The organism is Umezawaea sp. Da 62-37, assembly GCF_032460545.1.
Taxonomy (GTDB): domain Bacteria; phylum Actinomycetota; class Actinomycetes; order Mycobacteriales; family Pseudonocardiaceae; genus Umezawaea.
The window spans coordinates 801,232-815,963 of record NZ_CP135965.1 but is presented as its reverse complement, the minus strand read 5'-3'; the positions used below and the strand labels follow the sequence as shown (position 1 = coordinate 815,963).

Below are 14,732 nucleotides of genomic sequence, written 5' to 3'. Positions count from 1 at the left end.
CTCGATCGCAGGGCGACCTAGGATCACCAGGACGGCCGGTCGTCGGGGATCTCCTGAGCCCACGGGGTGAGTCCTGGTTGATCCGCGGTCACAGCCGTCGGGTGGTGTGGACCAGTCGCACCTCGAAAGACCCGGTGACCGCAGGCGTTCGGGCGCGGCGTTCGGATCGGCGCCCCTGCACCCCGGACACGCACCTCTCGGCGGGACCGCTCAGGTGGGGGTGCAGGTCAGCGTCGGTATCGCTACCCTGCCGGTGGCCTGGAACCCGACGGTGGTGCTGCCGCCCGCGCCGATCGAGCCGTTGCTCGCGCCGTCCCCGGCGACCACACCGGTGGCGTTCTGCCTCAGGGCGGTGTTCCACGAATTGGTGACCTGCTGGTCGCCGGGCCACGTCCACCTCACCCGCCACCCGGTCATCGCGGTGCGGCGGTCGTTGGTGATCGTCAACGTCGCGACGTGCCCGGTACCCCAGTCACCGTTGACCTGCAGGCCGGCCGTGCACCCAGCGGGCGGCAGGACCACCAGCGTGATGGAGTTCGCCGGGTACGTCGCGTCGAAGTGGCCGTTGTTCACCCGGAGATCCCCGCCGCGCACGATGGAGCCCAGGTCGGCAGGGCCGTAGGTGAACCGCCGCGCCGCACCGGTGCCGTCGAACCCGGTCACCGACAACGGCGAGGTCAGGTCGCTGACGGTCTTGTTGACGACCATGACGGTCAGCGCCTTGTCGGAGGAGCGCTGTGCCGCGTACACCGCCAGCCGATCCTGGTCGGCGGCGGTCGCCGAGACGCTGACGTCGCCGAAGCGGCTGCCCGCGCCGTCGTAGTTGCGATACATCCGGTACGCGAACGCAGCAGGGTCGGTCGACTTGGGCTCGCCCCACATCGTGGCCAGGTCCAAGCCCTCACGTCCGAAGATGCCCAGGATGTCAGGCCTGCGCCAGTCCGCCGTTGATGTCGCCCAGCGCGCCCAGTTGTACTCGGTGATGGCGGTCTTGGTGCCGGGGTTGTACCGGGCGACCCACGACTTCGCCGTGCGGATGTACTGCAGCGGCGGCGCGTTGCCTGACGGGGCCGATCCAGGACTCCTCGACGTACGTCGGATCCCACAACGACCGGGTGGACAGTCCTTCATGTTTCAGGTACCAGTGGGAGAGGTTGAGCCCGCCGTGCGCGGCCGAATCGGCACCCGGCCCGCAGCCGTCCAGCCCGGAGGCGACCCACCCGCAGTACCCCCAGCCGGATGGGCCGAGAACCGCTGCGCCTGGGTCGGCGGCCTTGATCGCCGCAGCGGCCGCGGTGCCCTTGCCGTCCAGTTCGTCGTACCTGACCGGTCCGGGGTGCACGTCACGATGCGTGCTGGCCCACAGCACCGGCTCGTTGTCGAGCTCGTAGATCGGCACACCACCCTGTGCCGCCGCGCCGAATTCGTCCACTGCGTACACCACCATCTCGCCGCCGAACGCCGGGCCCGCCTCGATCGAGCTGTCGGTGGGCACGCCGGTGAGGTTCTGCTGGTTGAGCAGGCCGTTGCCGCAGTTGGGGTCCCCCTCGTCGAACCTGTCCTGCTGCGGGAACCCGGTCGTCGGGAACCCGCAGGTGAACGGGTGTGAAGGCGACGAGTCCCTGGCCACCCACCCGCTCAGGGGCACGGTGACCACCGGCTTGATGTCGCGGTCGAGGTTGGACCTGACCATCCCCTCCGGGGAGTGCGCCTCGTCGGCGACGATGTCCTCGAAGAACCAGTCGCTGCCGGTGTTGTACGTGTGGTTCTTGAAGTTGTAGCGACTGGACGCGTTGCCGCCCCAACGGGCCACCGACTGGCCGATCTCGGCGTTGAACGCCGGATCTCCGCCGTTCAACCCGTAGATGTCGGAGCTGATCGCGTGCCGGGCGGCGGACACGTCCACCGACAGCGCGGGCCCGGTGGTCGCAGCCTCCGCGCTCGTTGCCACTTGGACCGTGAACATCGCCGCCACGAGAGACGTCGCCGAGCCGATGGCCGTGGCCGTTCGCGGCGTACGCCATCACCGAGTACTCACTGCGGATGCCTCCACGTGATCCAGTGCGTCGACATCTGTTGGAAGGACAGGGCGTCGTGGTCCTTCAGGCGGGAACGGTCGACTGCTCCAGCACGCGCATGAACGCCCGTGACCAGAGCGGGAGGTCGGGCCAGCCGCGGCAGGACACCATCGCCCCGTCGACGACGTCGGGCCCGTCCACGAACATCGCGCCCGCCAGCTCCACGTCCGTCTTCAGCGGCGGGAACGCGGCGGTGCGGCGGCCCCGCAGCAGCCCGAGGGCAGCGGGCACCTGCGGACCATGGCAGATCGTGCCGACCGGAAGCCGCCGGTCGAAGAAGTGCCGCACAACGCGGTCCACGTCGGGCATTGCCCGGATGTACTCCGGAGCCCGCCCGCCGGGGATCACCAACCCGTCGTACTCGTCGGGATCGACGTCGGCGAACGCCAGGTCCACGGGCAGCAGGTGGCCGGGCTTCTCCGTGTAGGCGTCCCAGCCGGGCTCGAAGTCGTGAACCACCAGCTTGACCGCCCGCGTGGTCGGAGCGGCCACGACTGCCTCGTGGCCACCCTCGCGCAGGCGGAACACCGGGTACATCGAGTCCAGTTCCTCAGCGGCGTCACCCGTCAGGATCAGCACCCGAGCCATGGTCGCTCCTCATCCGCGCTCGACGCGCCAGCAGAATTCGTGGAGGTGCGCGAACGGTATCGGGTCTCCCGAACGGACCGGATGCCGAACCGGTCGATCACCCAATCGACCGTAGGGGTGGGCTGCCGCCAGCACAATCGGCCGGACAGGTGCGGGGCAGGCGTCGAACGGTCACGGTTTTCGGCGAACGCCGTCGAATCGAGTTCACGCTAACAATCCAAAGTATCAAGAATCCCTCAACGCGTGCGCAATCTGTTGGCAGCAATCCCTTGTGCCCGAGGACGATCGGCCGTTAGCGTTAACATAGTGGCGCGTTGAAGTCGCGCGCGCACGCAAGGCAGCCCGTGGAACGGACAGCGACGATGCTGAACCGAAGGGAACGACCATGGTGCGCAACCGCTTGCTCATGTCCCGGCTGTCCGCGCTGGTGTGCGCGCTGCTCGTCGCGCTGACGACCACCTTGCTGCCGCTGCCCGCGACGGCCGCGTCGGGAGCCGCGCCGATCACGAAACCGCCGATGGGGTGGAACTCCTGGAACGGCTTCGCCGGGGCCATCGACGCCACGGTGATCAAACAGCAGACCGACGCCCTCGTGTCTTCCGGCATGAAGGACGCCGGGTACGAGTACGTACTCATCGACGAGGGGTGGTGGAAAGGGGCTCGGGACTCCTCCGGTGCCATCGCCCCCGACTCGGCGCAGTGGCCCGGCGGGATGCAGGCGATCGTCGACTACATCCACGGCAAGGGCTTGAAGGCGGGCATCTACACCGATGCCGGCCGCAACGGCTGCGGCTACTACTACCCGACCGGGCACCCGGCGTATCCGGGTACCGGCAGCGAAGGCCACTACGACCAGGACTTCCTGCAGTTCTCGCGCTGGGGTTTCGATTACGTCAAGGTCGACTGGTGCGGCGGTTCCGCCGAGGGGTTGAACGCCCGCGACAGCTATACCGCGATCAGCGACTCCATCGCGAGGGCGACGGCGCAGACCGGCCGGACGATGGTGTTCTCGGTGTGCGAGTGGGGCGGCCAGCAGCCGTGGAACTGGGCACCCGGCATCGCGAACCTGTGGCGCACCAGCGGTGACATCATCTACTGGGGTGAACGGCCGAGCATGTCGCGCGTGCTGACCAACTTCGACTCCGCGCAGCACGCGAGCGCGCAGAGCCCCGGCCACCACAACGACCCCGACATGCTCGTCGCCGGCCTCACCGGGTTCAGCGACGCGCAGAACCGCACCCACCTGAGCTTGTGGGCGATCGCGGGCGCGCCGCTGCTGGCGGGCAACAAGCTCACCGAGATGACCGCCACCACCCGCGCGGCGCTGACCAACCGCGAGATGATCGCCGTGGACCAGGACGCCCTCGGACGTCAGGGGATCAAGGTCGCGGAGGACGTGCCCGGTCTCCAGGTCTACAGCAAGGTGCTGTCGGGCACGGGCCGGCGCGCGGTCGTGCTGCTCAACCGCAACGCCTCGGCCGCCGACATCACCGTCCGGTGGTCCAACGTCGGACTGACCGGCTCCGCTGCCGTGCGCGACGTCTGGACCGCTTCCGACCTCGGCAACTTCGCCACGAGCTACACCGCCCGTGTGCCTGCGGGGGAGGCGGTGCTGCTCACCGTGACCGGCACGGACGGTCAGCCCACCGGAGGGCAGGTGGTCGGCACGCAGTCGGGGCGCTGCGTGGAAGTGCCCGACGGAGCCGTCAACGGCACCCAGGCGCAACTGTGGGACTGCAACGGGCAAAGCAGGCAATCCTGGACCTACACCACCACGAAGCAGTTGACCGTCAACGGCAAGTGCCTCGACGCCAACAACCGCGGCACGACCAACGGCACGCAAGTGGTCGTCTGGGACTGCAACGGCCAGACCAACCAGCAGTGGAACGTGAACTCGAACGGCTCGATCACCGGAGTCCAGTCCAACCTGTGCCTGGACGCGAACGGCAGGGCGACCGCGAACGGCACCAAGCTGGTCCTGTGGGCCTGCAACGGTCAGACGAACCAGCAGTGGACCCTGCGATCCTGATCATGGAGGAGAAACCGTGCGCACACTCGTCAGATCACTGGTCGCCGTCGCGGCACTGGTCGCCGGGGTGGTGGTATCGACCGGATCCGCGGTCGCCGAGTCGAACGGCGGCGTGCGCGTGATGCCGTTGGGCGACTCGATCACCGAGGGGACCCAGGTCCCCGGTGGGTTCCGGACCGGGCTGTGGCAGCGCGCCGCGGCCGCCGGGTACCGGGTGGACTTCGTGGGGTCGCAGTTCAACGGTCCCGCGTCGCTCGGCGACCACGACCACGAGGGCCACCCCGGCTGGCGGATCGACCAGGTCGACGCCAACATCGCCGGTTGGCTGCGGAACACCACCCCGCGCACCGTGCTGCTGCACATCGGCACCAACGACGTGCTGCAGAACTACAACGTCGGCGGCGCGCCGGGCAGGCTCTCCGCCTTGGTCGACAACATCACGGCGGCCGTCCCGAGCGCGGACGTGTTCGTCGCGACGATCATCCCGATCGCCAACTCCGGGCAGGAGTCCGCCGCCCGCGCGTTCAACGCCACGATCCCCGGAATGGTGCAGGGCAAGGTGAACGCGGGCAAGCGCGTCCACCTCGTCGACATGCACGCCGCGCTCACCACCGCCGACCTGATCGACGGCGTCCACCCCACGGCCACCGGCTACGACAAGATGGCCGCCACGTGGTACTCGGCGCTGCGCTCCGTTCCGGGGTCGATCGGCGACCCCACCGCCCCGTCGGGAAAGCAGGTGGTCGGCGCGGAGTCGGGCCGCTGCGCGGACGTGCCCAACGGGTCTACCGCGAACGGCACGCAGGTCCAGCTGTGGGACTGCAACGGCCAGGCGAACCAGTCCTGGACCTACACCTCGGGCAAGCAGTTGACGTCCGGCGGCAAGTGCCTCGACGCCTCGGGCAAGGGCACGGCCAACGGCACGCAGGTGGTCGTCTGGGACTGCAACGGCCAGACCAACCAGCAGTGGAACGCGAACTCGAACGGCTCGATCACCAGCGTCCAGTCGAACCTGTGCCTGGACGCCTCCGGCCACGGGACGGCCAACGGCACCAAGCTGGTCCTCTGGTCGTGCGGCGGCCAAGCCAACCAGCAGTGGGCACTGCGCTGACCTTCGCCCGCGTGGCCCGCAGGAAGGCCTGCGGTGTGGAAGACCACCGCAGGCCTTCGACCACTCCCGGTCACACCCATCCGCGTTCGCAGGTGATCACGCCCAGTTCGAATCGCGACCGCGCGCCCAGCAGGTTCTGGAGCCGGGTGATCCGGCGGTGCACGGTGCGGAGGCTGACGCCCAGTTCCCGTGCGATGGTCTCGTCGATCGCCCCCGTGCGCATGAGCCGCAGCAGGTGCTGTGTCGCCTCCGTGGGTTCGCGGTCCGCCGGGTCCACGTCCTCGAGGACGGGCGACCCGGTCGGACCCGCGGAGACGACCGTCCGGTGCACCGGGCCACTCAGTACGGGTTGCCGGGCACGTTGAGACGCACTTGGTAGAGGCCGAACCCGCCGCCGGAAACACCGGAGGTGAGGTACAGGGTCCGCCCGTCCGCGCCGCCGAACGCCGCGTTGGTGGTGTTGCGCCCGGCGGAGATGGTGCCCAGCTGCGCGCCCGACGGGGAGAAGACGTGGACGAGCCCTTCGTCGTAGGAGGCCCAGTACAGGTTGCCCGCGCAGTCGATGGTCGCCCCGTCGGGCGTGCGCATGGTCGCGAACGTCGTGCGGTCACCGGTGCTGCCGTCCGGGAGGACGGAGTACTTCACGATCGTGTTGGCGCCGGTGGCCCCCACGTAGAGCGTCTTGCCGTCAGGGGACAGGACGACGCCGTTGGGCTGCGGCAGCGAGTTGTCGACGAGGCTGACCACGCCGCCGCGGACGCGGAAGACCCCGGTGCGACCGCCCTGCTCGTCGGCGCGGTTGCCGCGCTGGTAGTTGGGATCGGTGAAGTACGTGGTGCCGTCCTGGCCGGTCGTCAGGTCGTTGGGCGAGTTGAACGCGCGGCCCTGGTAATTGGCCGCGACCGTCGTCCGGCTGCGGTCGGCCAGGCTGTAGGAGGAGAGGGTGCGGTTGTCGTGGGTGGCGGCGAGCAGCCGCGTGCCGTCGGGGGAGATCGCCAGACCGTTGCTGCCCGAGGCGGCGATGAACGTCTCGAAGGTGGCCGGAGGCGTGTACCGCAGCACCGCCGACGGTTGCACGCCCTGGGGGCCCGTGGGGTTCTGCATGTTCGACAGCAGCAGGGTGCCGGTCCGCTGGTCCCAGGTGGGGCCCTCGAGGAAGTTGAACCCTCCCCTGATGAGCTGCGACGCCACCGCCTGCGTCGGCAGCGGCGGGCCGTAGGTCGCTCCGGGCGTGCACGGTGAGGCCGTCGCGGCGGCGGCGGACGCGCCGGGGGCCGCGGGCGCCACGGCTCCCGCGACGGCGATCGCCACCGCCGTCAGCGTCCGCGCGCGGCGCCGGCGCGATGTCCTGCGGTGGGTCATGGCGACTCCCTTTCGCGATCGGGGCGGTCGTGGACCGACGGCGGGGCGGTCGCCCGCCCCGCCGCCGGGTCACCGTCCCAGTTCGACCTTGAGGATGCTTTCGTTGCTGTTGTTGGCGATGCTGTCCTTGTCGCCCCGTGTGCTGGTGGTCAGCCACAGACCGCCGTCGGCGGACGGCTCCACGGTGCGCAGCCGCCCGTAGGTGCCGGTGAGGTACTGCTGGACGTTGGTCAGGCTCTCGCCGGAGATCTCGGCCCGGTACAGGCGCGCTCCGCGCAGGCAGGCGATGTACAGGGCGTCCCGGACGACGGCGATGCCGCTGCACGAACCGTCGGCGACGGGGTAGGTGCGCTTGGGCGCGACGAAGCCGGGTTCGCCGCAACTGCCGGTCGTGCCCTCGCAGATCGGCCAGCCGTAGTTGCCGCCGCGCACGATCAGGTTGGTCTCGTCCATGACGGAGTTGCCGAACTCTTGCTCCCACAGCCGCCCCTGGGAGTCGAACGCCAGGCCCTGCGGGTTGCGGTGGCCGTAGCTCCACACCGCGGTGCCGAAGGGGTTGTCCGACGGGATGGTGCCGTCGCGGTTGACGCGCAGGACCTTGCCCGCGAGGTTGTCGAGTTCCTGGGCCCAGTCACCGTTCTGGCCGTCGCCGGTGGCGATGTAGAGCGTGCCGTCCGGTCCGAACCGAAGGCGGCCGCCGTTGTGGTACTTGTTGCGCGGGATGCCGGTGAGCAGCACCTGCGGGGTGCCCGTGAGCGCGCCGTCGGTGTAGCGGATTCGCACGACCCGGTTGTCGGTCGAGGTGGTGTGCAGGACGTACACCCACGGGTCGGCGGTGAAGTCGGTCGCCACGGCGATGCCCAGCACCCCGCCCTCCCCGTCGGTGCCCGCGGCGTTGGGCACGCGCCCGACGACGGTCTTCGTACCGGTGGCGGGGTCGAGGCGGACGAGCTCGAAGGTGTCGCGGCGGCCGTAGAGCACCTGCCCGCCGGGCAGGGTGGTCAGGCCCCAGGGCAGGTCGGTCTCGGCGGCGACCCTGGTGACCGAGCACAGCGCCGTGGAACAGGAGCTTCCCGTGGTGACCGCGACGGCCGTGCTCGCAGCGGAGCGGTTGGCCTGCGCGTCACGCGCCCGCACCCGGTACTGGTAGCGGGTTCCGGCGGTCAGGCCGCTGTCGGTGAACGAGGTCGTGGCCGCCCCGCTCGTCGACCCGACCTGCGTGCCGTCGCGCAGGACCTCGTAGCCCGCGACGCCGACGTTGTCGGTGGACGGCGTCCAGCGCACGGTGACCGTGGTGCCCGACGCGGTCGCCGTCACGCCGGTGGGCGTGGTGGGCGGTTCGGTGTCGGCCTGGCACTGCGGCGCGGTGATGGTGACCGTGGCGCTGGCCTGGGAGACGTTGCCCGCGGCGTCACGGGCGTTGACGTACAGGCCCCAGGTGGCCCCCGGCACGACGGTCAGGTCGGCCGACAGCACCGTGCCCGGCACCGAGGTCACGAGCTGCCCGTCGTGGTAGACGTCGTAGAACGCCACCGCGACGTCGTCGGTCGACGCCGACCACGAGAACCCCACCCCGCTGCACGTCAGGTTCGAGGCGCGGGGGTTGCCCGGCGCGCTCGGGGGTGTGGTGTCGGCACCGAGCCTGACCAGCCGCCACTGCTGGTTGGTCCCACCGACGTCGGGCGACTGGACGACCTGCGCGCCGTCGGCGGTGGAGGAGCCGGAGACGTCCACGGCCTTGCCGCTGGCCCGGTTGAGCAGGCGCACGTATCCGCCGGTGGAGTCGGCCAACCGGAACTGCTGGGCGGGGCGGTCGGCATCGGTGCCCTGCGTCAGGCCGGTTCGGTCGGCGGTGGACGAGAACCCCAGCACCTTGTTGCTGTGCACGGACCTCACGCGGTAGTAGCCGTCACCCGAGTCGACGAACCGCCACTGCTGCCAGGCACCGTCGTTGCGGGTGTACTGGGAGATCCGGGCACCCTCGGCCGTGGAGCGGCCGTACACGTCGAGCGCCTTGCCGCTGTTGCGGTTGACGAGCACGTAGGAGGCGCTGGTGTCCACGGTGGCCGCGGACGCGGCCGGTAGCGGCAGGACGACGCCCAGAACCGCCAGGGCCGCGGTGCACGCGGCTCTGAACCGCCAGCGGGTGGCAGCGCTCTTCCGGACGGCACAACGTTCTCGCATGGTGTTCCTCCCACCGGGTGCGGATCGGATCGGGTCGTCGTCGCCCGCGCGGTTGCCCGCGCAGTCAGGGAGTGGTCAGGTCGAACTCGCGGACGGTCACCGATCCGCCAAGGGCCTGGGTGGCGAAGTTGAAGACCCCGAAGCGGTAGCCCATGAAGAACTGCCAGGTGTTGTTCAGCGTGAACGCCGGACCGAGCGAGGTGAAGTTCACGCCGTCGGTGCTGTAGGAGAACCTCGCGACGCGGCTGGAGCCAGGTTGGATGTCGGCGTTGGTCCGCAGCCAGATCCGACCGCCGCTGACCGCGGCGCTCGCCGCCTCGGTGCCGGTGCCGGTGGTGCGCCAGCTGCCGTCCATGGTCAGGCCGTTGGTCATCACCACGCGGGTCTGGCCGTTGTCGCGCCTGACGCCGATCCAGGCCGAGGACTGGCGCAGCATCGCCAGGCCGGACCGGTCGCCGTCGCGCATCGTGCTGTAGTCCAGTTCCACGGTGGCCGTGGACGTCGGTCCCTGGATGCGGTGGGTCAGGGTGTTGCGGGCGGCGTAGAGGTCGTTGGTGACGGTGGCCGTCTGCAACGTCAAGCCGTTGTTCACCGAGTAGCGCGAGGTGTCCGGGTCGTGGTTCCACTCCCACTGCGGACCCAGCGCCGTCCCCTGGAAGGTGTCCGACCCGGTGAGCGGCTTGACCGGGTGGATCGGCAGCGGCGAGGGGTAGTTGACGCCCCACCTGCCGTTGACCGTCTGGAGGGTCGGCCACCCGTCGGAGGTCCAGGTGATGGGCGCGAGGGCCGGGACGCGTCCGCCGGGGTAGGCGTCGACGAACGACATGTAGTACCAGGAGCCGTTCTGGGTCTGCACCAGGCCGCCCTGGTGGGGCACGCCGCCGCCGGAGATCGGGCCGGGCAGGTCGAGCAGCACCTGCCGTACCGTGTACGGGCCGAAGGGACCGTTGTCCGACTTGAGCACGTACTGGCCGTTGGCGGGCCGGGTGACCCAGATGTAGTAGCTGTTGCCGCGCTTGTAGAACCGGGAGCCCTCCAGCGTGCCGATGTTCGACGGGGTCTGGAAGACCTGCTGCGCGCGGACCTGGCTGCGCCCGTCCGCCGAGAGCTGGGCGACGCTGATGGTGCCGTTGCCGTAGGCGACGTACATCGTGTCGTCGTCGTCGATGAGCATGCCCGCGTCGTAATAGCAGTTGTCGATCTGGGCGTGCTTGCTCCACTGCCCCTCGACGCTGGTCGCGGTGTAGATGTACGTGTCGTTGAAGTCGATGCACCCGGCCCAGTAGTAGGTGCGGTTGCTGGCGCGGTACTGGAGCGTCGACGCCCAGATGCCGTTGACGTAGGCGCGTTGCCCGTTGGTCAGGTCGTACTTCGAGCCGAAGTCCAACGACGGCACCGAGTGGCCGGCGAACTCCCAGTTGACCAGGTCGTAGGAGCGCAGGACCGGCGCGCCGGGCGAGTAGTGCATCGTCGACGCGGTCATGTAGTACGCGTCGCCGACCCGGATGACCTCGACGTCGGCGAAGTCCTGCCACACCACCGGGTTGGTGTACTGGCCGCCCGGCGTCTGCGGGGTCGTGGTCGTGGTGGTGGGGCCGGTGCCACCGCCGACCCGGACGAGTTGCCACTGCTGGTTGGCGCCGCCCCAGTCGCTGTACTGCACGACGTTCGCGCCGTCGGTGTTGGCCGCGTTCTGGACCTCCACCGCCTTGGAGCTGTTGCGGTTGATCAGGCGGACGTATCCGCCGTCGGAGTCCGCCAGGCGGAACTGCTGGTTGGTGCCGCCGTTGTCGCTCCACTGCACGATCGCCCCGCCGTCGGCGGTGGAGGAGCCGCTGACGTCGAGGACCTTGCCGGAGTGGCGGGACTTGAGCCGGTAGTAGCCGCCGCCGGAGTCGACGAACTGCCACTGCTGCTGGTTGCCGTCGTTGCGGGTCCACTGGGTGATGCGGGCGCCGTCGTTGGTGGCGAGGTTGTAGAGGTCCAGGGCCTTGCCGCTGGTGCGGTTGACCAGGACGTACCAGGCCGTGGTGTCGACGGTCGCCGCGGCCGCGGACGACGCGCCCAGAGCCGTCATCAGACCGCCGAGCAGCACGACGGCGACAGCGGCGGCGAGACCGGCCAGGCCGCGCCTCCTGCGGACTCGCGGAACAGAGGTGCGCGGCTGCGGGCCCGACCCGGTCATGGGCGTTCTCCACTTCGTCGTGGTTCGGGAGTCGTTCATCGCTTCGAGCCGGGGGTGTTCGCCGACCGGGTCACCTCGCGGGGGGTCCGGTCGCCGAGGCGCCCGCCCGCGGGGTCAGAAGTTCTTCTTGGCCACCGTCCACGGTGACCTGCCGGCCAGTCCGGACGGGTCGAGGACGTAGGACCGCGCCGCCTGGTTGCCGTTGAGCACCATGTCCAGGAACTGGACGACGGTCGTCATGCCGTCGGTCGCCTGGTTGCCGGTGATGAACCCGACGTGGCCTGCCTGGGGGTGCCGGGCGAGCACGGCGGGAACGCCCGCCTGGTCGTAGTTGGCCTGGTTGTTGGCGTAGGCGATGTCCGAGGAGCCGCCGTCCATGAACAGCGCGGGTGTGTGCAGCTTCGCGAGTTCGGAGCGGGGGTAGCCGAAGGAGCCGTCGGCGAAGAAGCCGCTGTCCAACGAGACCACGGCGGACACCCGGCGGTCCTGGGCGGCGACGAGGGCTTCCAGGCCGCCGCACGAGTGGCCCGCGGTGGCCACCCTGGTCAGGTCGAGCCGTTGGGACAGCGGCGATCCGGAGCGGACCTGCTCGCGCTCGGCCCAGGTGATCGCGTCGGTGAGCAGGGACGGGATGGGGGAGCCGCTGGGCAGGCCGTTGGCCGCGCCGTTCGCCGATCCGATGTCCACCACGGCGAACCCCTTCGACGCGACGATCGTCAGGATCCGCGTGACCTCGCTGTTGTTCGTGTGCGCGCACGCGCCGTTGCCGAACGCCAGCACGGGCAGCGGGCGTCCGAGTGCCTGCGGGTTCGACGGGCGGAAGACGGTGAAGCGGTTGTCGCCGTAGGCGCCTTCGCGGGTGACGGCGAAGTCGTTGTCCACCATGGGGTGGTCCTGCGGCGGCGTCGTGGTCGTTGTCGTGGTGGTCGTCGTGGGTGTTGCGGAGCCGGTGCACAACACGCCGTTGAGCGTGAACGCCGAAGGCGCCGTCGGATTGGCGCCCGAGGTGGCGTTGAAGCCGAACGAGACCGTCCCGCCGGTGGCGAGGTCGCCGTTCCACGCGGCGTTGGTCGCGGTCACCTGCGCGCCGGATTGGGTGTGGGTGCCGTTCCACGACTGCGTGATGCGCTCGTCGCCGGGGAAGGTCCAGGACAGCCGCCATCCGTTCACCCGGTCGCCCAGGTTCGTGACGACCACGCTCGCGCCGAACCCGCCCGACCACGCGGAACCGACCGCGTAGTCGACCCGGCAGCCCGCGGCCGCCGAAGCGGGCTGCGAACCGATCAGCGCGGCGGCGCCCGCCATCAACGACACGGTGATCCCGGCGGCCGCCGCTCGCCGGGTGCGGGAGTCGATCCTGGGCGCGGTCATCGCTTCTCCTCGGTCACGACTGGCGGCGGGAGGGGACCGGTGCCCCCACCCCGCCCCTGAAACGGGGAAGGGGGCACCGGAGCTGTCAGGTCGTCTGCCCGCGCGGACCCGGTCGCCGTGGCCGATCCCGCCCACCGGCTCCCGGTGGACTGTTAGCGCTAACAATCAAGAGCGTCCATTCCACAATGGACTGATTTTCGCGCTGCACGTCGAATGTCCGTGTGCGGTCGGGCACTTCAGACTGTGGACGAAGAAATACCTTTGGTCAAGGAGTAATCGTCCGATTCGCGCGGATGAACCAGGCGTCGCGGATCACCTGTCGCATTGTGCGGTCGACTTCCAGCTAAAGTTAGCGCGAACATTTAGCACCTCAAGGGCATTGACCGTCGCTCACGGCCCTGGTTACCGTGATGGCGGCGCTGAGCAGGTGGAACTCCTGCGAACGCGTCGCCCGATGTCCGCGCGCCACCGTTGTGGCCGGAGTCGCAGGCATCTCCCGTGCGGAGTTCGGACAGATTTCCCGCGCTCCGCTCGCTCGCAGACTTGGAGAAGCCCCGTGACCCACCGCTTGCCCCTGCTGCTCGCCGTCGGAGCACTGGCGCTGTCCGCCGCCTGCACCCCCGGTTCGGGTGCCGGGGGCGGAGGGGACGGCAAGTCGTTCGAGTTCTGGTCGTTCGCCGCCATCAACCAGAAGGCGTCCGTGGACGCCTACCGGGGCAAGCGCCCGGACGTCGAGGTCAAGCTGACCGAGGTGGGCACCTCGACCGAGACGGCCCAGGCGCTGACGACGGCGCTGGCGGGCGGCAAGGTCCCGGACCTGGTCCTCATCCAGGGCGACAACCTGCCCAAGTTCGTGCAACAGCCCCAGAACTTCGTCGACCTGCGGACGCTGGGCGCCGACGACCTCAAGGGCGACTACCTGGACTGGGTCATGAAGCAGAGCGTCGCGAAGGACGGCGAGGTCCTGGGCCTGCCGACCGACGTGGGCGGCATGGCCGTCGCCTACCGGACCGACCTGTTCGCCGCCGCCGGGCTGCCGACCGAGCCGGACGCCGTCAACGCCCTGTGGCCGACGTGGGACGCGTTCATCGAGACCGGGAAGCGCTACAAGCAGGCCACCGGCAGGGCTTTCACCGACAACGCGGCCACCAGCGTGTTCTACCAGGCGGTCAACCAGGTGTCCGAGAAGTACTACAGCGACTCGCGCGACCTGGTCTACGACCGCAACCCGCAGGTGAGGGCGGCGTTCGACCTCGGCGTCGAGGCGGCGACGGCCGGGATCACCGCAGGGCAGTCGTCGTTCGAGCCCGCCTGGAGCGCCGGGATGGCGCAGGGCCAGTACGCGGCCGTGTCCGCGCCGTCGTGGATGCTCAACACCATCCGCAGCAACGCCCCCGACACCTCGGGGAAGTGGGGAATCGCGAAGATCCCCGGCGGCTCGGGCAACTGGGGCGGCAGCTACCTGGCCATCCCCAAGCGCGCGAAGAACCCGCAGGCGGCCTGGGACTACATCAAGGAGATGCAGTCGCCCCAGGGGCAGTTGGAGCACTTCGGCCGCGTCGGCGCGCTGCCGTCGACCCCCTCGGTGTACCAGGACGCGAAGCTCGTCTCGTCGAAGGACCCGTTCTTCTCCGACGCGCCGACCGGCAAGATCTACACCGATTCCCTGCTGGGCCTCAAACCGTTCTACATCGGCCCGGACAGCGCCACCATCGGGCAGGAGTTCCTCAACTCCATCACCAACGTCGAGCAGAGCGGCGGCGACCCGGCCACCGCGTGGGACGACGCCCTGCGCAACATCAAGACCGCCATCGGGTGAGCGGA

The 14,732-nt window shown here is 69.8% G+C and carries 11 protein-coding genes; 3 read left to right on the top strand and 8 right to left on the bottom strand.

The features are described 5' to 3' along the window. Nucleotides 1-210: 210 nt before the first annotated feature. The 3 genes from RM788_RS03470 to RM788_RS03460 all read right to left on the bottom strand — a co-directional run bounded on the left by RM788_RS03470 (nt 211) and on the right by RM788_RS03460 (nt 2,666). On the bottom strand, nt 211-897 hold the full coding sequence (locus tag RM788_RS03470) for a cellulose binding domain-containing protein (RefSeq protein ID WP_315930021.1): 687 nt from the start codon (nt 895-897) through the stop codon (nt 211-213). A gap of 28 nt (nt 898-925) precedes the next feature. Further along, nucleotides 926-1,966 carry a glycoside hydrolase family 44 protein gene (locus tag RM788_RS03465; RefSeq protein ID WP_315930020.1) on the bottom strand — a complete coding sequence of 347 codons (1,041 nt, stop codon included), beginning with the start codon at nt 1,964-1,966 and terminating at the stop codon, nt 926-928. Between the two features lie 136 nt (nt 1,967-2,102). After that, the gene (locus tag RM788_RS03460) at nt 2,103-2,666 is read right to left on the bottom strand and encodes a DJ-1/PfpI family protein (protein WP_315930019.1); all 564 of its coding nucleotides are present in this window, start codon (nt 2,664-2,666) and stop codon (nt 2,103-2,105) included. Nucleotides 2,667-3,051: 385 nt separating this feature from the next. Here RM788_RS03460 and RM788_RS03455 point away from each other — a divergent pair, with 385 nt between their 5' ends. Both RM788_RS03455 and RM788_RS03450 read left to right on the top strand, forming a co-directional pair. Next, nucleotides 3,052-4,695 (top strand): glycoside hydrolase family 27 protein, encoded by a 1,644-nt coding sequence (locus RM788_RS03455; RefSeq protein WP_315930018.1) that lies wholly within the window; start codon nt 3,052-3,054, stop codon nt 4,693-4,695. A 16-nt stretch (nt 4,696-4,711) separates the two neighbouring features. After that, complete coding sequence (locus RM788_RS03450; RefSeq protein WP_315930017.1) at nt 4,712-5,806, top strand: ricin-type beta-trefoil lectin domain protein; 1,095 nt, start codon at nt 4,712-4,714, stop codon at nt 5,804-5,806. A 70-nt stretch (nt 5,807-5,876) separates the two neighbouring features. On the opposite strand, the gene RM788_RS03445 is transcribed toward RM788_RS03450, so the two are convergent. The 5 genes from RM788_RS03445 to RM788_RS03425 all read right to left on the bottom strand — a co-directional run bounded on the left by RM788_RS03445 (nt 5,877) and on the right by RM788_RS03425 (nt 12,908). Next, nucleotides 5,877-6,137, bottom strand: coding sequence for a LuxR C-terminal-related transcriptional regulator (locus RM788_RS03445; RefSeq protein ID WP_315930016.1), 261 nt, complete (start codon nt 6,135-6,137; stop codon nt 5,877-5,879). An 8-nt stretch (nt 6,138-6,145) separates the two neighbouring features. Continuing rightward, nucleotides 6,146-7,168: an SMP-30/gluconolactonase/LRE family protein gene (locus tag RM788_RS03440; RefSeq protein ID WP_315930015.1), complete on the bottom strand. Its 1,023-nt coding sequence runs from the start codon at nt 7,166-7,168 to the stop codon at nt 6,146-6,148. A 69-nt stretch (nt 7,169-7,237) separates the two neighbouring features. Beyond that, nucleotides 7,238-9,352, bottom strand: a complete 2,115-nt coding sequence (locus tag RM788_RS03435) for a PQQ-dependent sugar dehydrogenase (protein ID WP_315930014.1) — start codon at nt 9,350-9,352, stop codon at nt 7,238-7,240. Nucleotides 9,353-9,416: 64 nt separating this feature from the next. Beyond that, a complete protein-coding gene (locus RM788_RS03430; protein ID WP_315930013.1) occupies nt 9,417-11,537 on the bottom strand; it encodes a family 43 glycosylhydrolase in 2,121 nt (706 codons plus the stop codon). A gap of 114 nt (nt 11,538-11,651) precedes the next feature. After that, complete coding sequence (locus RM788_RS03425; RefSeq protein WP_315930012.1) at nt 11,652-12,908, bottom strand: cellulose binding domain-containing protein; 1,257 nt, start codon at nt 12,906-12,908, stop codon at nt 11,652-11,654. Nucleotides 12,909-13,464: 556 nt separating this feature from the next. On the opposite strand from RM788_RS03425, the gene RM788_RS03420 reads away from it, so the two are divergent. Further along, nucleotides 13,465-14,727, top strand: coding sequence for an extracellular solute-binding protein (locus RM788_RS03420; protein ID WP_315930011.1), 1,263 nt, complete (start codon nt 13,465-13,467; stop codon nt 14,725-14,727). Nucleotides 14,728-14,732 lie beyond the last annotated feature (5 nt).

What these genes read in the sequence shown, in the direction of transcription:
- RM788_RS03465 (WP_315930020.1), bottom strand. Translation starts at nt 1,966, where the DNA reads ATGTTCACGGTCCAAGTGGCAACGAGCGCGGAGGCTGCGACCACCGGG.
- RM788_RS03460 (WP_315930019.1), bottom strand. Translation starts at nt 2,666, where the DNA reads ATGGCTCGGGTGCTGATCCTGACGGGTGACGCCGCTGAGGAACTGGAC.
- RM788_RS03455 (WP_315930018.1), top strand. Translation starts at nt 3,052, where the DNA reads ATGGTGCGCAACCGCTTGCTCATGTCCCGGCTGTCCGCGCTGGTGTGC.
- RM788_RS03440 (WP_315930015.1), bottom strand. Translation starts at nt 7,168, where the DNA reads ATGACCCACCGCAGGACATCGCGCCGGCGCCGCGCGCGGACGCTGACG.
- RM788_RS03435 (WP_315930014.1), bottom strand. Translation starts at nt 9,352, where the DNA reads ATGCGAGAACGTTGTGCCGTCCGGAAGAGCGCTGCCACCCGCTGGCGG.
- RM788_RS03430 (WP_315930013.1), bottom strand. Translation starts at nt 11,537, where the DNA reads ATGACCGGGTCGGGCCCGCAGCCGCGCACCTCTGTTCCGCGAGTCCGC.
- RM788_RS03425 (WP_315930012.1), bottom strand. Translation starts at nt 12,908, where the DNA reads ATGACCGCGCCCAGGATCGACTCCCGCACCCGGCGAGCGGCGGCCGCC.